Source organism: Hyphobacterium marinum (genome assembly GCF_036330325.1).
Lineage (GTDB): Bacteria > Pseudomonadota > Alphaproteobacteria > Caulobacterales > Maricaulaceae > Hyphobacterium > Hyphobacterium marinum.
The window spans coordinates 1-19,807 of the sequence record NZ_JAZDRO010000002.1 but is presented as its reverse complement, the minus strand read 5'-3'; the positions used below and the strand labels follow the sequence as shown (position 1 = coordinate 19,807).

Here is a 19,807-nt window from a genome sequence, read left to right as displayed (position 1 = left end):
ACCGGCTCCAGGCGCACGTCTGCCAGACCCCGTTCCGCCGCGGCTTCAACCCCGCGGCGTTTGCGTAACTGGGCAGAGGCCCAGATGCGCAGCGCGCGATACCGCGCGGCCAATGCCGCACGCCTGGGCGCGAGCGTCGCCGCCGGCCTGCTTCTTCTCTTCATCGGGGCGCTGGCGCTGTTCGGACAGCTCGATGACGTTACCGACTCCATCGGCCAGTCCACGCGCGACCAGATGGCCGCGCTCGGTTTCCGCATCGAAGCCGTCGACGTGACCGGCGCTACGGCTGAACTCGCCACCGAAGCCGCTGCTGCTTCAGGCGCTGTGGAAGGCGAGTCGATCTTCGCGTTCGATGCGGCCCGTTCGCGGGACAGTGTCGAGGCTCTGCCCTGGGTCCGCCGGGCCCAGGTTGCGCGCCTGTGGCCCAATCGCGTTGCCGTGGTCGTCGAGCCGCGGACCGGCTTTGCACTCTGGCAGTATGAAGGCCGGATCAGCCTGATTGACCGCGATGGCATTGTCCTGACCGAGGCCGATGCCAGCGCCTATCCCGACCTGCCGCTGGTCGTGGATGCGGGGGCCAATGCCGCCGCCGCCGAACTGATCGATACTCTGGGCCATCACCCCGCCATCGCCGAACGGGTCGTCGCCGCGGTCCGGGTCGGAGATCGCCGCTGGAATCTCCGGCTGGATTCCGGAATGGACGTGAAATTGCCCGAGGACGAGGCGGGTGCTGCCTTGGCACTGCTCGCCGCCATGCACGCCGAGCGCGGCATTCTGCGCCTTGAAGCGGAAAGCATCGACATGCGCGAGCCCGGCGAGATGATCCTGCGCGAACGCTCCGACCGGGGAGACCGCGAGGCATGATCCGTCTTCCCGGTTTCGGAGGTCAGTCCTCGGCCGGTGGCCAGCCGGCCAAGCCCGGCGTGTGCGCCGCGCTCGATCTGGGCTCGTCGAAAATCACCTGTTTCATCTCGCGCAACGAGGAAACCGCGACCGGAACCAGGCCGCGCGTTATCGGCGTCGGCCACCAGCCCGCGCGCGGCATCCGCGCCGGCGCGGTCGTTGACATGGACCAGGCGCGCGACTCCATCCGCACCGCCGTGGAGCGCGCCGAACGCATGGCCGGCCTTGCCGTCAGCGCGGCGACCGTCACCCTGACGGCGGGCAAGATCCAGAGTGTACGGGTCCAGGTCGAAGCGCCGCTCTCGGCCCGCGAAGTCACAGACCGGGACTTGAAGCGCGCGCTCGACGCCGCGCTCGCCGAAGCCGACGCCGCCGACCGGGTCGTGCTGCACGCCTTCCCGATGGGCTGGACGGTCGATGACCATGCCGGGGTCGATGACCCGCGCGGGATGTTCGGGCGCAAGCTGGGCGTCGTGGTCCACGTGGTTACCGCCGCCGCCGGACCCTTGCGCAATCTGCTCAATTGCATCGAGGCTTCGCATCTCGATCTGAAAGGCGTGGTGGTGACGCCGTACGCGTCTGCACTGGCCGCATTGTCTGAAGACGAGATGCAGATGGGCGCGACGCTCATCGACATGGGTGCGGGTGCGACCTCTGCCGCCGTCTTCAGCGACGGCGCACTATTGCATGTCGACGCGGTACCGCTGGGCGGGGCGCACGTGACCAAGGATGTCGCGCGTGGCCTGTCCACACCGCTGGTGTCGGCTGAACGCATCAAGATCCTCTATGGCTCGGCCCTCGACAGCCCGGACGACGACCGGGAGATGATCGAGACACCGCCGGTCGCCGGCGAGTCCGACCGGATGATGTCGCAGCCGCGATCCCTGCTGAACGCCATCATCCGGCCGCGGCTGGAAGAGACGTTCGAACTGCTGCGTGACCGCCTGGAAGCGGGCGGAGCCGGGCGCGCGTCGGAGCGGCGGCTGGTTCTTACGGGTGGCGCGGCGCAGTTGCCGGGCACCTGTGAAGTCGCCGCCCGTGTCTTCGGGCGTCAGGCCCGCATCGCCTGGCCGGAAGGCGCGGCGGGGCTGGGCGATGCCGTGTCCGGACCAGGCTTCTCGGCCGCGGCAGGCGTCATCCTGCGGGAATCAAAAGGTGCGGCCGAGGCGATTTCAGGTCCGCCGCGGGTCGGCGCGCCCGGTGGCCGCAAGTTCGCTGCTGCAGAGGGACAGCGCCGTTCGATCTGGCGCTGGCTTGCCGAATCCTTCTGAATCAGCGTGTAAGTCGCAGAAGAATTTCTGATGGATTTAACGCGCGATTAAGCGGTGAAGGAAACATTAGCGAGAGAATCGCTGTTAACCTTTATGCTTCGTATTCGGAGTGGTCCATGTCCCTGAATCTATCTGTGCCGGAAACGACGGAACTTCGTCCCCGCATCCTCGTCTTTGGCGTCGGGGGCGCTGGCGGAAACGCCGTCAACAACATGATCGAGGCACAGCTCGAAGGGGTCGACTTTGTCGTCGCCAATACCGATGCACAAGCGCTGACCCGGTCCAAGACCGAGCGCCGCATCCAGATGGGCGGCCAGATCACCGAAGGCCTCGGAGCCGGGGCGCGCCCCGAAGTCGGTGAACAGTCGGCCGAGGACTCCCTGCCTGAAATCATGGAACAGCTGGCCGGCGCGCACATGGTGTTCATCACCGCCGGCATGGGCGGCGGCACAGGAACCGGTGCGGCTCCGGTCATCGCCCGCGCCGCGCGCGAACAGGGAATCCTGACCGTCGGCGTCGTGACCAAGCCCTTCCACTTCGAAGGCTCGCGCCGGATGAAGATCGCCGATGCCGGTATCGACCAGCTGCAACAGCATGTCGACACGTTGATCATCATCCCTAACCAGAACCTCTTCCGCATCGCCACCGAGAAGACGACCTTTGCCGAAGCGTTTGGCATGGCCGACCAGGTCCTCCATTCCGGCGTTCGCGGCATTACCGACCTGATGGTCATGCCCGGCCTGATCAATCTTGATTTCGCCGACGTTCGCGCGGTGATGAACGAGATGGGCAAGGCGATGATGGGAACCGGCGAAGCGTCCGGCGAGAAGCGCGCCATCGAGGCCGCGCATGCCGCCATTGCCAATCCGCTTCTGGACGATGTGTCGATGAAGGGAGCCACCGGCGTCCTCATCAATATCACCGGCGGCTACGACATGACGCTGTACGAACTCGACGAGGCCGCGAACGAGATTCGCGCCGAGGTCGACCCGGAAGCCAACATCATCGTCGGTTCGACCTTTGACGAGTCGATGGAAGGTAAGATGCGCGTGTCGGTCGTCGCGACCGGCATTGACGCGGAAGTCGAGGCCGTCGATCCGCGTCACCAGAACCGCCGCCGCGTCGAGCCGGCCGCGATCAACAATCGCCAGCCGCAGCGCGAGCCGATGGTCCGCCGCATGATGGATCGCGCCGAGCCGAAAATTGCTGAGGACGTCCGGCCGGAGCCGGTCGAGGAACAAGCTGCCGCCCGCGAGGAGATCGCGCCGGTCGAGGACTTCGACCCGGTGGCAGGAGAGGCCGAAGCCGATTTCAGCGATCCCTTCGTGGATGACCGTCCCCAGGTCGTGCGCGACCAGGAACGCGTTGCCGCGGAAGCGTCGCGCTTCACCACCGCGCCCGCTGCGCCCGAAGAAGCCGAACAGGAAGAAAGCCGCTCGCCCTTCTCGCTGTTCAGCCGGAAGAAGCGCCCGATGGCTCCGGTTCAGAAAACCGCACCGCAACAGACCCGTGCAGCAACCCAGCAGGGACCCGCACGGGCAACCGGAGACCTCTTCGGCGATGCCGGTGAGGAAGGCGATCTGGAAATCCCGGCCTTCCTGCGCCGCCAGGCCAATTAGGGCAGGGCTTCCGGGCAGTTCCACGCCGACGTAACAAACCGCAACAATGCTTTAATTGCGGCGCTGCACAACGCCGCTAGGTTGGCCTGTGGAAAACTGGGCCGGACCCGTTCCGGGCCAGCCAAGCGGGGCTGAAAGAGTAAAGTATTGTGAGCGCGTTCAATCGGCATACCTTGGCCTCGGCGGCCGTCTGTGCGGGCATCGGCCTGCACAGCGGCGAACATGTCCGTATGGTTCTCAAACCTGCGGCTCCCGGTGCCGGTATTGTATTCGAGCGCTCCGATATCACGGGTCACGACAATCGGATCGAGGCGCGCGCCGCTAACGTGACCGGCATCCGCCTGGGCACGACGATCGCGAACGAGGCGGGCGCTTCTGTCGCGACGGTCGAACACCTGATGGCGGCGCTGGCCGGCCTCGGGGTCGATGACCTCCTGGTCGAGATCGACGGTCCGGAAGTCCCGGTCATGGATGGCTCCTCGGCCCCGTTTGTTGAATTGATCCGCCGCGCGGGCCTGAAAGCCAGCGCCGCTCCGCGCCGTGCCATTCGCGTGCTCAAGTCCGTGTCTGTCGAATTCCAGGGCCGGACGGCGGCATTCCTGCCATCGCTGAAGCCCGTCATCGATGTCGAGATTTCCTTCCCGCATCCGGCCGTCGGCCGCCAGCACTGCGCTTTTGACATCTCGCCGGAGATTTTCGCCGGTGATGTCGCATCCGCGCGGACCTTCGGGTTCAAGCGCGACGTCGATGCCATGCGGGCCGCCGGTTTGGCGCTGGGCGGGTCGATGGACAATGCCGTCGTGCTCGACGATTCGGGTGTCATCAACGAAGAAGGCCTGCGTTTCGCGGACGAATTCGCCCGTCACAAGGCGCTCGATGCGTTGGGCGATCTCTATCTCGCGGGCGCGCCCATCCTCGGCCTCTACCAGGCACACCAGCCGGGCCATGCCCTGAACAATGCAGCCCTGAAAGCCCTGCTCGCCGACACTTCGGCCTGGAAGATGGTGTCGCTTTCCGACGCCGTGTCCTCGCCGTCCGCGGCCGCGCGTTCCTGACCGCTGACGCCGCGCTTGGACGCGGCGCAGGCATCGGTTACAACGCTCTTCCGATTGACCGTGCCAACATCTAGGCGCACCGGACTTCAGGAGCCTGCATGCCGCCCGTTTCGCGTATTTTCCTCGTCATGTTGCTGGCCCTGGCCGCAGCCTCCTGCTCTCAGCGCAACCGGGTGTCAGCCTCGACCGTCTATGTCGAACGCCCGGCCGAAACCATCTATGCGCAGGCGATGACGCAGATGGAGCGCCGCCAGTACTCCACGGCTGCGGACCTGTTTGACGAGGTCGAGCGCCAGCACCCCTATTCGGAGTGGGCGCGGCGGTCGATGCTGATGGCGGCTTTCGCCAACTATCAGGCCAATAATTACGACGAGGCGATTTCCGACGCCGAGCGCTTCATTTCGCTCCACCCGGGCAATCGCAGTGCGCCCTATGCCTATTACCTGATCGCGATCAGCCATTTCGAGCGCATCATGGATGTAGGCCGCGACCAGCAGATGACGGTCCAGGCGATGGAAGCGCTCCAGCAGGTTGTCCGCCGCTACCCGCAAAGCCGCTATGCCCAGGATGCGCGCCTGAAAATCGACATGACGCGTGACCACCTGGCCGGCAAGGAAATGGAAATCGGCCGCTGGTATCTGCGCCGGGGCTATCACCTGGCCGCGATCAACCGCTTCCGGACTGTCGTCCGGGACTTCCAGACCACGTCGCACACACCCGAGGCGCTGCACCGGCTCGTCGAGGCCTATGTCGGTCTTGGCGTTGACGAGGAAGCCAGCCAGGTCGCCGCGGTTCTCGGCTACAATTTTCCGGGAAGCCGCTGGTATGAGGACAGCTATCGCCTGCTGAACCGGGAAGGCATCGCCATCCCCAACAGCGAGTTGAACGACAGAGACCCGTCCTACTGGCGCCGGGCGCTCGACCGCCTGTTCAGCTAGGCCGGAGGGCGGGCGCCCCGCGCATGCTGACCTCCCTCACCATTCGCAATGTTGTTCTGATCGAAGCCTTGCAGGCGGAATTTGCAGGCGGGCTTTGCGCCCTGACCGGTGAGACCGGGGCGGGTAAATCCATACTTCTCGGGGCTCTTGGCCTGGCCGCCGGTGAACGGGCGGACCGGGGTCTCGTTCGCGCCGGCAGCGACGAAGCGGCCGCAACGGCGGTCTTCGATATTGCCGACGACCATCTGGCGCGGTCCGTGATCACCGATGCCGGGCTCGCCATCGAGCCGGGCGAACCGGTTATCCTGCGCCGCCGCCTGACCGCCGACGGGCGCAGCCAGGCCTATGTCAACGATCAGCCGGCCAGCGTCGGCCTCCTGAAATCGCTTGGCGATCTCTTGATCGAGGTTCACGGCCAGCACGACGGCCGCGGTCTGCTCGACCCGAAATCCCATCGTGGCCTGCTCGACGCCTTTGCCCGCAACGAGGCCGAACGCGACGCCGTCCGCAAGGCGTGGGGCGAGCTGGGAAAGGCGATGGCCCGTGTCGAGGAACTGACGCGTGCCAAGGTGAATGCCGCCGAAGAAGAAGAGTTTCTGCGCCATGCCCTTGAAGCGCTTGATGCGCTCAATCCGCGTACGGGCGAAGAGCCGGCGCTCGCCGAGGAACGCAAATTCCTGCAAAGCGCCGAGCAGGCGCTGGCCGAGCTTCAGACCGCGACCGACGCATTGCAGGCTGATGGCGGTATGGCGAACCGTTTGAGCGCAGCCTTGCGCGGCCTTGAACGGGTTCGTGACGGACTGGGCCAGGCCAGTGAAGGGCCGGCAGCCGAGGCGCGCGCCTCGCTTGAACGGGCGACCGGCGCACTCGACCGGGCCCTGATCGAATTCACCGAAGCCGAGGACGCGTGTGCGGATGCGGCCGCGAGTTTCGAAGTCGAGCCGGGCCGGCTCAACGCGGTCGAGGAACGCCTGTTCGCGCTGCGCGCCGCGGCCCGGAAACACGACGTGACCGTCGATGAATTGCCGGGACTGCGCGGCGACCTCGCCGAACGGCTCGATGCGATCGAGCATGCCGACGACCGGTTGAAGGAAGCCGAGAAAGTGCTCGCGGCAGCGCAGTCCGCGTTCGACCGAGCCGCGAAAGTCCTGACCACGACCCGCGAAAAGGCCGCCAAGGCGCTGGAGGCCGCCGTGGCGAAAGAGTTGCCGCCCTTGAAGCTGGACAAGGCGAAGTTCCGAGTGACTGTGGCGAGCGATCCTGAGAAGGCCGGTCCGAACGGGCGCGACCGCGTGGCCTTCGAGGTCGCGACCAATCCCGGATCACCCTTCGGCGCGCTCGACAAGATTGCTTCAGGCGGCGAGCTGTCGCGGTTCGCACTGGCCATCAAGGTCTGCCTCGCCGCTGGCGATGACGGCCTGGTCCTGATCTTTGACGAGGTCGACCAGGGCGTGGGCGGGGCGGTGGCCGATGCCGTCGGCAAGCGGTTGAAAACGCTTGCCGCGAAAGGCCAGACCCTGGTCGTCACCCACAGCCCGCAGGTCGCCGCACTCGCCGATCATCACTGGAAGATCGAGAAGGACGAGGCCACCGACGGTCATGTCCGCACCTCGCTGAAGGCGCTTTCAGGCGAGGAGCGCCGCGAGGAGATCGCGCGCATGCTGTCCGGCGCGGAAGTCACCGCCGCCGCGCGCGAACAGGCCGGTCAGCTGATGGCGGGCTAGTCGAACGCCCAGTCCGCGTTCAGCAGGACGGCGTAGAGTTCGATCCCGTCCCAGAAATTCCCCAGCCGTATATTCTCGTTCGGCGCGTGCTGGGAATTGTCGGGATTGACGATCGGCACGATGGCGAACGGCGTCTGTGTCACGCCCGCGATATAGGCAAGCGGCAGGCTGCCCCCGAGCAGCGGGACGACCCGGACCGGGCGCTCGCTCGCCTCGGTCATTAGCCCATGCAGATAAGTGATCTCCGGCGCGTCAGCGGGCGTGCCAGCAGCCTCGTACCCGGACGACGACCAGTGCAATTCGGCGATCATCGGGTGGGCGAGGCGTTCTTCGGATGTCGGTTCCCGGCCGAGCACGAGATAGCCTTGCGCCTCGATATGGTCGCGGACGACTGCGCGCAGATGCTCCAGTGTCTGGCCCGGCACCATGCGGAAACCGATGGCCGCCTCGGCCCGGTCCGGCACCGCATTGCGGGTCTCGTCTCCCACCGCCCCGGAACTGAGGCCCAACACGTTGAGTGCAGGCACCATGACCGCCTCGCCATAGGGCGCGCCGGGCCCATATTCGGTGCGCGCAATGCCGGGTTCGGCAAGGATGCTGTCCTCGTCGAATGCGCCATCGGCGATAAATTGCTCGGCCGCCTCTGGGATGGGCGCGATGCCGTCGTGGAAATCTTCGATCAGGATACGTCCATTTTCGTCGCGCATCGAGGTGATCAGATGGGCGAGACGGGCCGCCGGATTGGGCGCGACATTGCCGTAGTGTCCGCTGTGCAGAACGCGCTCGGCACCGTGAATGGTCAGCGACATGGATGTGACGCCGCGGACGCCGAGGATCAGGCGAGGATCGCCGCGCTGGTCGATCGGGCCGTCGGCAATGAGCCAGATGTCGGCATCCAGGAGATCGCGATGCGTTTCAAGCAAGTCGCGCAGATGCGGCGAGCCGTATTCCTCCTCGCCTTCGAGGAAGAATCTGATGTTCACATTCGGACCCAGTCCGGCGGCTCGTAGCGCATCGATGGCGGTCAGCATGGCGATCAGCGGTGTCTTGTCGTCACTCGCGGAGCGGGCATAGATCCGCCAGTCCGGGTCGAAGTTGTCCGCCGCGTCAAAGTCGACGATGTCGGCTTCATCTTCCAGACGCCCCGCACGCAGAACGGGGTCAAACGGGTCACTGGCCCAGTTTTCCGGCTGCACTGGCTGGCCGTCATAATGGACGTAGAGCATCACGGTCCGCGTCGCGCCAGGAACGAAGAGTTCACCGTAAACGGCGGGCATGGCGTCACCGGCTTCAAGGATCCGGGCGTCGATACCGCGCGCTTCCATCAGGCCGACGATGTGGTGCGCATTCGCGAGGATATCCTCGCGGTTTGGCGCGACATTCGGCAGGCGCAACAAATCCATCGCTTCGGTCAGGATCGCGCGCTCGTTGGCTTCGCGGTAAGTGGCGGCGGCGTCACGGGCGGCATCGACCTGTCCCACGGCCGGTGCTGTGATGTGCAGAGCGGCCGCCAGCGCGGCGGTGGTGCGATGTCTGGTCATGTCCGAAAGTCCCCCTTCAGGTGCAGTTCCACGGCAATTTCTTGCCGTTCATGCTGCCCCAGAAAGTCGTGATCGTATAGGATTCGGACCTCTGACAATTTCGCGAGCCGGCCATGAGTGCGCTGAAAGACGTTGACGATCTCACCCTTGAGGAAGCCGGTGCGGAGCACGCCCGCCTCGCGGGAGAAATCCGCGCGCACGACAAGGCCTACTATCAGGACGACCGGCCGAAAATCTCCGACGCCGCCTATGATGCACTGCGCCAGAAGCTCGAAGCGATCGAGGCGCGCTTCCCGGAACTCGCCACACCCGACAGCCCGACCCGCACGCTGGGTGCCGCCCCGTCCGGCAAGTTCGGCGAGGTGCGTCACGCCAGGCCCATGCTTTCGCTGGGCAATGCGTTCACCGAGGAGGATGTCACCGACTTTGTCGCCCGCGTCCGGCGGTTTCTGGGACTGGGTGAGGGCGAAGAGCTGGCGTTTACCGCCGAGCCCAAGATCGATGGCCTGTCGGCGAGCCTGCGCTACGAAAAGGGCGTGCTCGTCACTGGCGCGACGCGCGGCGATGGCGAAACGGGCGAGAACGTCACCGCCAATCTGAATACGCTCGCCGACATCCCCGACCGGATCAACGGCGCGCCGGACGTTCTGGAGGTTCGCGGCGAGGTCTATATGAGCCATGCCGACTTTGCTGCGCTCAATGATGCGCAGGCCGAGGCCGGCAAGCCTGCCTACAAGAATCCGCGCAATGCCGCAGCCGGATCGCTGCGCCAGATCGACCCGTCCATCACCGCGCAGCGCCCCTTGCGCTTCTTTGCCTATGCCTGGGGCGAGGTGAGCGAGCCGCTGGCTGACACCCAGTTTGAAGCCGTTGCCCGCCTTAAAACGCTCGGCTTTCCGGTCAATCGCGACATGGCCCGCGTTACGGGTGCCGACGAGATGATGGCGGTCTATCGCAAGATCGAGGAAGCCCGCGCCGGGCTCGGCTATGACATTGACGGCGTCGTCTACAAGGTCGACCGGCTCGACTACCAGGAGCGGCTGGGACAGGTTGCCCGCGCGCCGCGCTGGGCCATCGCGCACAAATTCTCGCCGGAAAAAGCGACGACGGTCCTCAATGCCATCGAGATCCAGGTCGGGCGAACCGGCGCGCTCACGCCGGTCGCCAAGCTGGAGCCGGTCACCGTCGGCGGCGTCGTGGTTTCCAACGCCACCCTGCACAATCAGGACGAGATCGAGCGCAAGGACATCCGCGTCGGCGACACGGTGGTGATCCAGCGCGCCGGTGATGTCATCCCGCAGGTCGTCGAAGTCCTCAAAGACAAACGTCCGACAGACTCACAGCCCTTCGACTTCCCGACCGAATGCCCGGTCTGCGGCAGTCACGCGGTGCGCGAGCACGACGAGGCCTCCGGCAAGCTCGACGCGGTGCGCCGCTGTACCGGCGGGCTCGTCTGCGCGGCACAGGCCCGCGAACGCCTGAAGCATTTCGTCTCGCGCAAGGCGTTCGATATCGAAGGGTTGGGGACCAAACAGATCGAGGCTTTCTACGAGGAAGGCCTGGTTCGCGAACCGGCGGACATTTTCACGCTGAAGGCCCGCAATGACGCCGGGGACGTCCAGCCGCCGCTGCAGGAGCGCGAAGGCTTCGGCGAGTTGTCGGTCGCCAATCTCTTCGGGGCCATAGATGCGCGCCGGACCATCGGCGCAGAGCGCTTCTTGAACGCCCTTGGTATCCGTCATGTCGGCGAGACCAATTCGCGGGTCTTTGCCCGTGCCTATGGCGCATTCGCCGATCTGCGCAAGGCGGCCCAGGCCGGGGCTGAGGACGAGGCCGCGCGCGCCGAACTGCTCAATATCGATGGGGTCGGCCCGGCCGCAGTCGAAGCCCTGACGGATTTCTTCGGCGAACCGCACAATCAGGGCGTTCTCGACCGGCTCCTCGCGGAAGTCACGGTCGAAGACGCCGAGGCGGTGGCAACCGACACGCCGGTCGCGGGCAAGACCGTCGTCTTTACAGGGTCACTGGAGCGCATGACACGCGATGAGGCCAAGGCGAAAGCCCAATCCCTTGGGGCCAAGGTCGCCGGGTCGGTCTCGGCCAAGACGGATATTCTCGTGGCCGGTCCGGGTGCCGGATCAAAGCTGAAGAAAGCCACCGAACTGGGCGTCCAGACCCTGACCGAGGACGAATGGTTCGACCTGATTGGGGGTTAGTTCTTCCTCTCCCCCTTGGGAAAGAGAAAAAAACTGAAATCCCGGACGCGAAGCGATCCCGGACCTTTTTAAAACGAGGAGGCCCCGGCTCCGCGCCGCTGGCGCGGCTTGGCCGGGGTTTCAGGGGTTGGGCGTGGAGGGATGAACCCTCCTCATGCTGAGGTGCGAGCCGAAGGCGAGCCTCGAAGCACGCAGGAGCGCGCCTTCCCATCCTTCGAGGCCCGCTTCGCGGGCACCTCAGGATGAGGGATTTGCTGGATGGGCCGGGCTCCTCCTACTCCACCAGCCGGTAAATCCCGTCAAAGCGCAGGGTTTCGTCCTGATGGGCTTCGAGCCAGGCCGTCATCGCATTCATCACCGTTTCCAGATCATCGAGACGGCACAGGCCTTCCTGGTCCATGGCGATGCCGAGTTCGGTCCGCATGGCGTCGGCGAGGTCGCTGCAATGCGGTGCGCGGTAGGTGATCACACCGCCCTCATAGAGCCATGCCAGCCCGTAGGAATAGATATCCTCACCATCCCGGTCCGGGATTTCGGCGAGATAGACATTGCCGCCGAGAGAGCGGAAGCGCGCATTCTGGTGCGGGAAATTCTCCGCGTTCGAGCGATAGCGCCGGTCCCGCGTGTAGCGGATTTCGCCTTCCCAGGTTGACCCCGCCCACTCCTCGCCATTCTCCGGATCGACCGGCGCGTGGACGTAATGCCCTTCCGCGAACGGCTCCTGGGCATGACGGCGCGGGATCAGCGGGTCATCGGCATAAAAGCAGCCGGCGACAACCGACGCTGCCAGCCCGACAATGACAGCCCGCAGCTGGATCACAGGGGCGCGCACGCGGCGTTCAGCCACTCAGCTGTTTCGCCCGAGAGTTTCGGCCCGAGCTTCGCCAGCACGTCGGCGTGATAGGCATCGACCCAGGCGCGTTCCTCCCTGGTCAGGATATCCAGATCGATGAGCCCGCGATGGATCGGCGCGAGCGTGAGGTTCTCAAACCCCATCATTGCCCGGTCGCCATCGCCCGCTGGAGCGAGTTCAGTCACGACAATCAGGTTCTCGATCCGGATGCCGTATTCCTGTTCCTTGTAGTAGCCCGGCTCGTTCGAGACGATCATGCCGGGTTTCAATGGCTCGGACGATCCGGCCTTGGCGATACGCTGCGGGCCTTCATGGACCCCCAGGAAACTGCCGACGCCATGGCCGGTGCCATGGTCATAGTCGAGCCCGTTCATCCACAGCGGCAGGCGCGCCAGCGTGTCGAGCTGACCGCCGCTGGTGCCGCGCGGGAAGCGCGCGGTCGACAGGGCGATATGGCCTTTCAGGACCAGGGTGAAGCGGCGGCGCATTTCCGCCGTCGGTTCGCCGATGGGCACGGTCCGGGTCACGTCAGTGGTGCCGTCCGGATACTGGCCCCCGGAATCAACGAGGTAGAGCGAGCCGCGCGCCAGTTTCAAATTCGAGGCTTCCGAAACCCGGTAATGGGGCAGAGCCCCGTTCTTGCCGAAACCGGAAATCGTGTCGAAGGAGAGGTCTTTGAGATCGGTCAGCTCGCCGCGGAACTCGGCGAGCTTGATCGCGGCCTCAATCTCGTTGACCTCACCCGACTGCGCCTCGGTGTCGAGCCAGTGCAGGAAGCGCGTCAGCGCCGCACCATCGCGGACATGGGCCTTTCGCGCGCCGCCGATCTCGGTGGAATTCTTGATCGCCTTGGGCAGCGCAACCGGGTCGCGGCGGCGCTTTACCGTCGCGCCGGCGGCCTGGAGCCGGTCGAATACCCAGGCCGAGGACTGGGCGGGATCGACGCTGACAGCCTTGCCTTTCAGCTCGGCCAGACCGGCGGCAAATTCGGCCTCGGGCCGGATTGCGACCTCATTGCCCAGATGCGACCGGGCTTCGTCCGTCAGCTTCTCGGGGTCCATGTAGAGCGTCGCCGTGCCATCCGCATTGAGAATGGCCGCACCCAGCGCCAGCGGGCTGCGTGCCACGTCGCCGCCGCGCAGATTGAACAACCAGGCCAGCGAAGGCGGAGCGGTGATCGCCGCAGCGTCTGCGCCGTCTTCGGCGATGGCTTCACCAACGCGCGAACGCTTGCTGGCGTGGTCCTCGCCGGCAAACTCGATCGGATGGGGGTGGACCTGCGCTGCGGGCGGAGCCGGGCGGTCCTGCCACGCCGTATCGATGGGATTGGTCTCGACCGCGACCATTTCTGCACCGGCCTTGCGTGCGGCGCGATGGAAATGATCAAGCGCGTCCGGGCTGTGCAGTTTCGGGTCGTAGCCGATCTTCGCGCCTTTCGGCGCATTCTTGCCAACCCAGTCATAGGGCGGCGTCTCGATCAGGTCCTGGATCTCGAAGATCGACGCGTCGACCTGCTCGCGCACCTGCACGGTATAGCGTCCGTCGGCGAAGACCGCGGCCTTTCCCGTCAGCACGACGGCGGCCCCGGCCGAGCCGGTAAAGCCAGTCGCCCAGGAAAGGCGCTCATTACAGTCGGGCAGGTACTCGTTGTTGTACTCGTCCTCGTGCGGGATGACGAAGCCGTCGAGACCGGCCTCGGCCAGTGCGTCGCGGAGGAGGGGGAGATGGGCGCGTCCGACTTGCGGGCCGCCCTTCACGTCGAAGGATTGCGGTTTGAACTGGGTCATGGCGGGCAAGCTACGCCTGCGGCCCGGCCCTTTCAATGCGGAGTCAGCAGATGCGATCGCCGTCTGCATTTCCGCATGGCCGGATTGAGTTTTCCGCTCTGGCGAAGTGGCGCGGGCGGGCGCATTTCACCGGTCGTTAACCGATGGAGCCCCGCCATGAACCACCATATCGAATTCTTCCGCCTGAATGGCGGAGAGGCTTTCTCTCATCAGCTCGACCGGGCGCGCCATCGCGCCGGCGTGCGCCGCCGCGCCGCCAGCGCCGACGTCAATGCCTTCCTCGCCGGTGCTGGCTTGCGTGGACGAAAAGCGCGCTGATCAGGTCCCGCAGCAGGCCTTGTTCGCCTTGGTCGCCGCAGGCTTGAGGGCGGCCTCGACCGCGTCGGTCCCTTCGCCATAGGACGTGCTGTGTCCGTGGGTCACGAAGGTCTCCCAGGACACGCCGTCCGGATCGCTGATCCACGCCTTCTTCGAATTCGCATAACAGCAGGTCACGGCATCCTGGTCGAGGATAGGAGCATCGGCCTTGACCAGCCGTTCGCGAAGGAGCGCGAGCTCCTCATCGTCATGGGCCTGGATACCGACATGGTTGATGCCGGCTGCGTCGCCGCGTGTTGAAATCGACAGGTTGATGAACGGGTCATCGAGCATCCATTTGGCATAGTCGTCTTTCTTCACGGTCGGCTCCTGGTCGAACAGCGTCGAGTAGAAAGCAACCGAGCGGTCGAGATCGCGGACCGTCAAATTCAGGTGAAAGCGTTTCATGCGGCATCTCCTGTCTGGAAGGGCTGGGTGATTTCCGGCACGCCGCAGCAACAATCATTCATCAGATTGTCGATGACCGCCCGCATGCCGCAAAAATTTGCGGCATAGCGGACCGAGCGGCCGTCGCGGGTCGCCGTGACAAGGCCGGCACGGGCGAGCGTGGCAAGATGGGTCGACATCGTGTTCTGGCGGGTGTCGAGCCGCAAGGCGATCTCACCGGCGGGCAGGCCTTCCGGCCCGGCCCGGACGAGCAGGCGGAACACGTCGAACCGTGTTTCCTGGGACAGCGCCGCCAGCGCCTCGATCGTAGCTATTTTATCCATATATCGAGAAAGCCCGATATATTGAATTGAGTCAAGCGATGGTTTGGCCGCCCGATTGTTAGGGAAGCGGATCGGGAGTGTGTGCCAGAGTTATGTGCGGTCTGATATCGTCCTCTCCCCCTTGGGGGAGAGGATTGAGGTGAGGGGGTCAGCCCCCTTTCACCGCCACCAGTGTCGCCCAGCCGTCGAGCGGGTCGCAGGCCGTGACGGTCAGGCCTTGCGCCTCGTAAGCGGACCGCACCATGGCCTCCTGCTCGACCAGCAAGCCGGAGAGGATGGCCGGTGCGCCCGGATTGAGGGCGGCAGCGATTTGTGGGGCGAGATCGACCAGCGGTTCGGCGAGGATATTGGCGAAGACAAGATCGAACTTCGCGCCGATCAGCTTGATGTGGTTGAAGTTTTCCGCCGTGAAGCAATCGACGGCATCGGCCACGCCATTCGTCCGGCAATTGGCGCGCGCTTCCTCGGTTGCGTCCGGATCAATATCGCTGGCGACAATACGCGCACGTGGCAGGACCTTAGCAGCCGCAATGGCGAGCGCGCCGGTGCCGGTGCCGATATCGAGAATTGTGGCGGGTTTGAACCCGTCCTCCAGCATCGCGTCAAAGGCAAGAAGGCAGCCCTTGGTCGTGCCGTGATGGCCGGTGCCGAAGGCGGGGCCGGCCTCGATCAGGATGGCGATCTTGCCCTCCGGCGCGTCGTCATGGCTGCCGTGCAGCGCAAACCGCCCGGCGATCACGGGGGGCAATCCGGCCTGTGAAAGCTTGACCCAGTCCTCTTCCGGCAGGGGCAGGATACGCGCTTCATGCTCCGCTCCCAGGGACACCGCAGCGCGCTGGCGGTCTTCATCGGGCGGAGCGTCAAAGAGGATTTCCAGCGCCCCCGTCTCCTCGCCCTCATCCTCGAAGACGGACCAGGACAGGCGATGGTTGTCCTCGACCCCGTCGAGGCATTCTGCGGCGGCATAGAGCGGCGAGATCGGGCCGGTAAAGGCAAGCTTCCAGAGTGTCATGCGCCTTGCCTAGCAAATCGAAACGCCGGCGTCCCAAACCAAAAGCGGGCACCGGGGATAGCCGGGTGCCCGCCTTGTGAGGGTCGTCACTGACACGAAGGGGTTACATGCAGCGTTCGACCGTTTCTTCGGTGCGATGGTTGACCGTGATGGTGCCGTCATCCTGGGCCGCGAGCGTGAAGGTCTGCTCGCTGTCTTCCATTATTTCGCCATCGGCGGTTTCACCGGAGCAGGTCGCGGTGACAACGGCCTGACCGGCACCTTCCTCGATCCCGGTCACGGTGCAGACCACGTTCGACGGGGTGGAGATCAGGGATTCCGAGATCGCCCAGGTCGACCCCGAACCGCCGCATTGCTGTTCGGTGCCCCACATGCCGGCGAAATCGGTGTTGAAATCCGACATGCGGCTGTCGGCCATCACGTCGGCCTCGGCATCGGGATTGTCGATGATCGGCTCGCCGTCATCGTCTGTCATGGCGTCGTCTGTCATGGCATCGCTATCGGCCATCGGGTCGCCAAGCTCGCCGTCTGAACCGGGCATGTCGTTCTGGTAGGAGTCCAGATCGTCGGTGACATCGGTCTCGGCACTGCCATCGTCGAGGGTTTCATTGTCCTCCAGAAGCCCGACGCTGGATTGGTCCAGCACGGCTTCATCGCTATCGCGCATCGCGCTGTCGTCGGGATCAGCGCAGGCGGCCAGAAGGGCAAAGCCGGATACGGCCAGTAAAAAGGAACGGGACATGGTTTCGTCTCCTCGGTTCGTTCTGACGGTTCAACGCGGGAGTACGCGGGCGGGTTCCTTTGGGGGGAGGTGTGCAGCGACGCGATTATCACAGACATCGTTTTCCCGACGGAAGTCAGGATCCGGTTTTTCGGTCTGGACCCCGGCGTCCGCCGGGGGAACGGTGAGAGTCCTGGGCTTCCTTTCGAACTGAAGCCAAGAAAACGGTGTCATCCCGGTCCAGCCCGGGCTAGTCCCGGGCGCAGACCCGGGAACATGAACGTCAAGCGCCCTCGGGTCCCGGATCGCTTCGCGTCCGGGATGGCAAATTTTATGGCCGTTTCGAGGGCAATTTCTTCCTCTCCCCTCTGGGGGAGAGGATTGAGGTGAGGGGGTCGGGCCGGATCGCGCTCGACCTTGAACCAACCCCTCACCCGGCGCTTCGCGCCACCCTCTCCCCTTCTAAAAGGGGCGAGGGAAGAGGTCACGCGCTTCCTGCGTAGGCGGAAAGCTGGCCTGTTGACCGCTTCGGTACTCGAGAGTGACGAGAAAAAACTTCACACTGAAATCCCGGACGGCGCAGCCGATCCGGGACCTTTTTGAAACGAGGAGGCCCCGGCTCCGTGCCGCTGGCGCGGCTTGGCCGGGGTTTCAATTGGAGGGTCTAAGCCTCGCCTCTCACAAAGCTATCCACGACCTTCTTTTCACCCGCTTTGTCGAAGGCAACGGAGAGTTTCGCGCCGTCGGCGGTTTTCACCGTGCCATAGCCGAATTTATCATGGAACACGCGGTCGCCCGGCTTCCATTTCGAGGCCGATGATCCGCTGTCGATGAGGCGGGCCTTGCCCTCCAGTGTCGGCTGCGAGCCCTTGCGGCCCTGCGCATGGGCGTCCTGGAAGCGTTTCCAGCCCGGTGAGGAATAGGAGGAGTTGAACGGGTCGGCGCGCTCGCGCACGCCTTCAAATCCGGGGCCGCCATCGTAATAGCCCGTTTCCGAGCGCGCCTCGACATGGGCCGGCGGCAACTCGTCGATGAAGCGCGAGGGCAGGACCGACTGCCAGCGGCCGAAAATCATCCGGTTGGCGGTAAAGGTGATGACGGCCTGCTCGCGCGCCCGTGTCAGGCCGACATAAGCAAGGCGGCGTTCCTCTTCGAGCGCGCTGGTCCCGCCCTCGTCGAGCGAACGCTGGGAGGGGAAGACCGTCTCTTCCCACCCCGGGAGGAAGACGAACGGGAATTCGAGCCCCTTCGCCGCGTGCAGCGTCATCAGCGAGACTTCCTCGCCATCGCCTGCCGTGTCGAGATCGGAGACGAGGGCGACGTGTTCGAGATAGGCTTCGAGCGTGTCGAACTCGCCCATCGAGCGCACGAGTTCCTTGAGGTTGTCGAGCCGGCCGGCGGCCTGCGGGCTCTTGTCCTCGCGCCACATGCCGGTATAGCCGCTCTCGTCGAGGACGATCTCGGCGAGCTCGTCATGGCGCATCGTCTCGGCCTGGTGCGCCCAGCGGTCGATATCGCGCAGCAGCGTTTTCAGCCCCGTGCGCGCCCCGCCCCGGATCTCGTCGGTCTCCACGATCATCCGCGCGGCTTCGGCCATCGAGACATTCGCCGCGCGCGCGGTCTGGATCAGCTTCTGCACGCTGGTCTGACCGATGCCGCGTTTGGGCGTGTTGACGATGCGTTCGAAAGCGAGATCGTCATCGATCGAGCGCACGACGCGGAAATAGGCGTGGGCGTCGCGAATTTCCTGGCGTTCGAAGAAGCGCGGCCCGCCGATCACCTTGTAGGGCAGGCCGAGCATCAGGAAGCGGTCTTCAAACGCCCGCATCTGCCAGGACGCACGCACCAGCACAGCGATGTCGGAATAGGCGCGGCCTTTCGACACCCAGTTTTCGATTTCCTCGGAGACAAAACGGGCTTCGGCCTCGCCGTCCCAGATGCCGCGCACCTGGACCTGCTCGCCCGGATCGTCCTCGGTCCACAGCGTCTTGCCGAGCCGTGCCTTGTTCGCCGCGATGAGGCCGGATGCGGCCCCGAGAATGTTCGCCGTCGAGCGGTAATTGCGTTCCAGCCGGATCACGGTCGCGCCGGGGAAGTCCTTTTCGAAGCGGAGGATGTTGTCGACCTCGGCCCCGCGCCAGCCATAGATGGACTGGTCGTCATCACCTACGCAGCAGATATTGTTCGAGCCACGTGCGAGCAGGCGCAGCCAGAGATACTGCGCGACATTGGTGTCCTGGTACTCGTCGACGAGGAGGTAGCGGAATTTCTTGTGATACTCCGCCAGCACGTCGGCATGGTTCTGGAAAATCGTCAGATTGTGCAGCAGCAAATCGCCGAAATCGCAGGCGTTGAGGATTTGCAGGCGCGCCTGATACGCCTCGTACAGCTTCTGGCCCAGCCCGTCGGCAAAGGACCATTTCGCATCTTCCGGCAGCTTGTCCGGCGTCAGGCCGCGATTTTTCCAGCCATCGATCAGGGCGGCCAGAAAGCGCGGCGTCCAGCGTTTCTCGTCGATGCCCTCGGCCTGGATCAACTGACGCAGCAGGCGGATCTGATCGTCGGTATCGAGAATGGTGTAGCTCGATTTCAGCTCCACCAGCTCGGCATGGCGGCGCAAGATCTGCGCGGCGATGGAGTGGAACGTCCCCAGCCAGGGCAGGCCCTCGACGCCTTCCCCGATGAGCGCGCCCACGCGGGTCTTCATCTCGCGGGCAGCCTTGTTGGTGAAGGTCACCGACAGGATTTCCCAGGGCCGCGCCCGCCCGGTCGCCAGGATGTGCCCCAGCCGCGTCGTCAGCACCCGCGTCTTTCCCGTGCCCGCGCCCGCCAGCACCAGAACCGGCCCGTCCATCGCCTCGACTGCGGCGCGCTGCTCGGCGTTCAGACCGTCGAGATAGGTCGCGCCGCCGCGCATGCCGGGCGGTTGCGGGCGGGCCTGCTGGGAGAGGGGAAGCGATGTCATGGTCTTAGGACTTAAGTCCGTTCTGCCCGGAATCCAAATCGGAACATAATGGGTACAGGCGGTGTGTGTCTCGTGTCGAGAACAGGGATGCCATTGGCCTCTTCACCCCACCCC

16 protein-coding genes are annotated in these 19,807 nt (G+C 65.0%); 8 read left to right on the top strand and 8 right to left on the bottom strand.

Translation table 11 applies throughout. From position 1 onward, the window contains the following. Positions 1 to 84: 84 nt before the first annotated feature. The 6 genes from V0U35_RS05085 to recN all read left to right on the top strand — a co-directional run bounded on the left by V0U35_RS05085 (position 85) and on the right by recN (position 7,510). Positions 85 to 864 (top strand): cell division protein FtsQ/DivIB, encoded by a 780-nt coding sequence (locus V0U35_RS05085; RefSeq protein ID WP_330195589.1) that lies wholly within the window; start codon positions 85 to 87, stop codon positions 862 to 864. Continuing rightward, positions 861 to 2,174: a cell division protein FtsA gene (gene ftsA, locus V0U35_RS05080; RefSeq protein ID WP_330195588.1), complete on the top strand. Its 1,314-nt coding sequence runs from the start codon at positions 861 to 863 to the stop codon at positions 2,172 to 2,174. Before V0U35_RS05085 ends, ftsA begins: the two co-directional genes overlap by 4 nt. Before the next feature lie 116 nt (positions 2,175 to 2,290). After that, on the top strand, positions 2,291 to 3,793 hold the full coding sequence (gene ftsZ, locus V0U35_RS05075; protein ID WP_330195587.1) for a cell division protein FtsZ: 1,503 nt from the start codon (positions 2,291 to 2,293) through the stop codon (positions 3,791 to 3,793). Positions 3,794 to 3,942: 149 nt separating this feature from the next. Continuing rightward, on the top strand, positions 3,943 to 4,848 hold the full coding sequence (lpxC, locus tag V0U35_RS05070; protein WP_330195586.1) for a UDP-3-O-acyl-N-acetylglucosamine deacetylase: 906 nt from the start codon (positions 3,943 to 3,945) through the stop codon (positions 4,846 to 4,848). A 98-nt stretch (positions 4,849 to 4,946) separates the two neighbouring features. Continuing rightward, a complete protein-coding gene (locus tag V0U35_RS05065; protein ID WP_330195585.1) occupies positions 4,947 to 5,786 on the top strand; it encodes an outer membrane protein assembly factor BamD in 840 nt (279 codons plus the stop codon). 23 nt (positions 5,787 to 5,809) lie between these two features. Next, complete coding sequence (recN, locus tag V0U35_RS05060) at positions 5,810 to 7,510, top strand: DNA repair protein RecN (RefSeq protein WP_330195584.1); 1,701 nt, start codon at positions 5,810 to 5,812, stop codon at positions 7,508 to 7,510. On the opposite strand, the gene V0U35_RS05055 is transcribed toward recN, so the two are convergent. Further along, on the bottom strand, positions 7,507 to 9,051 hold the full coding sequence (locus V0U35_RS05055) for a M20/M25/M40 family metallo-hydrolase (RefSeq protein WP_330195583.1): 1,545 nt from the start codon (positions 9,049 to 9,051) through the stop codon (positions 7,507 to 7,509). The two genes, recN and V0U35_RS05055, sit on opposite strands and share 4 nt — an antisense overlap. Positions 9,052 to 9,164: 113 nt before the next feature. Between V0U35_RS05055 and ligA the strand changes: the two genes are divergently transcribed. Beyond that, positions 9,165 to 11,267: an NAD-dependent DNA ligase LigA gene (gene ligA / locus V0U35_RS05050; RefSeq protein ID WP_330195582.1), complete on the top strand. Its 2,103-nt coding sequence runs from the start codon at positions 9,165 to 9,167 to the stop codon at positions 11,265 to 11,267. A gap of 274 nt (positions 11,268 to 11,541) precedes the next feature. On the opposite strand, the gene V0U35_RS05045 is transcribed toward ligA, so the two are convergent. Together V0U35_RS05045 and V0U35_RS05040 are read right to left on the bottom strand one after the other, a co-directional pair. Further along, positions 11,542 to 12,114, bottom strand: a complete 573-nt coding sequence (locus V0U35_RS05045) for a hypothetical protein (protein WP_330195581.1) — start codon at positions 12,112 to 12,114, stop codon at positions 11,542 to 11,544. Then, positions 12,084 to 13,907, bottom strand: coding sequence for an aminopeptidase P family protein (locus tag V0U35_RS05040; protein ID WP_330195580.1), 1,824 nt, complete (start codon positions 13,905 to 13,907; stop codon positions 12,084 to 12,086). The genes V0U35_RS05045 and V0U35_RS05040 overlap by 31 nt, the downstream gene beginning before the upstream one ends. A 156-nt stretch (positions 13,908 to 14,063) precedes the next feature. On the opposite strand from V0U35_RS05040, the gene V0U35_RS05035 reads away from it, so the two are divergent. Further along, positions 14,064 to 14,225 carry a hypothetical protein gene (locus V0U35_RS05035; RefSeq protein WP_330195579.1) on the top strand — a complete coding sequence of 54 codons (162 nt, stop codon included), beginning with the start codon at positions 14,064 to 14,066 and terminating at the stop codon, positions 14,223 to 14,225. On the opposite strand, the gene V0U35_RS05030 is transcribed toward V0U35_RS05035, so the two are convergent. From V0U35_RS05030 to V0U35_RS05010, 5 genes are all read right to left on the bottom strand, one after another. After that, entirely contained in the window at positions 14,226 to 14,672 is a 447-nt protein-coding gene (locus V0U35_RS05030; RefSeq protein ID WP_330195578.1) for an ArsI/CadI family heavy metal resistance metalloenzyme, read from the bottom strand. Next, positions 14,669 to 14,995 (bottom strand): ArsR/SmtB family transcription factor, encoded by a 327-nt coding sequence (locus V0U35_RS05025; RefSeq protein WP_330195577.1) that lies wholly within the window; start codon positions 14,993 to 14,995, stop codon positions 14,669 to 14,671. The genes V0U35_RS05030 and V0U35_RS05025 overlap by 4 nt, the downstream gene beginning before the upstream one ends. A gap of 148 nt (positions 14,996 to 15,143) precedes the next feature. Beyond that, the gene (locus V0U35_RS05020) at positions 15,144 to 16,007 is read right to left on the bottom strand and encodes a 50S ribosomal protein L11 methyltransferase (RefSeq protein WP_330195576.1); all 864 of its coding nucleotides are present in this window, start codon (positions 16,005 to 16,007) and stop codon (positions 15,144 to 15,146) included. Positions 16,008 to 16,110: 103 nt separating this feature from the next. After that, entirely contained in the window at positions 16,111 to 16,749 is a 639-nt protein-coding gene (locus V0U35_RS05015) for a hypothetical protein (protein WP_330195575.1), read from the bottom strand. Between the two features lie 643 nt (positions 16,750 to 17,392). After that, the gene (locus tag V0U35_RS05010; protein ID WP_330195574.1) at positions 17,393 to 19,693 is read right to left on the bottom strand and encodes an ATP-dependent helicase; all 2,301 of its coding nucleotides are present in this window, start codon (positions 19,691 to 19,693) and stop codon (positions 17,393 to 17,395) included. Positions 19,694 to 19,807: the final 114 nt, after the last annotated feature.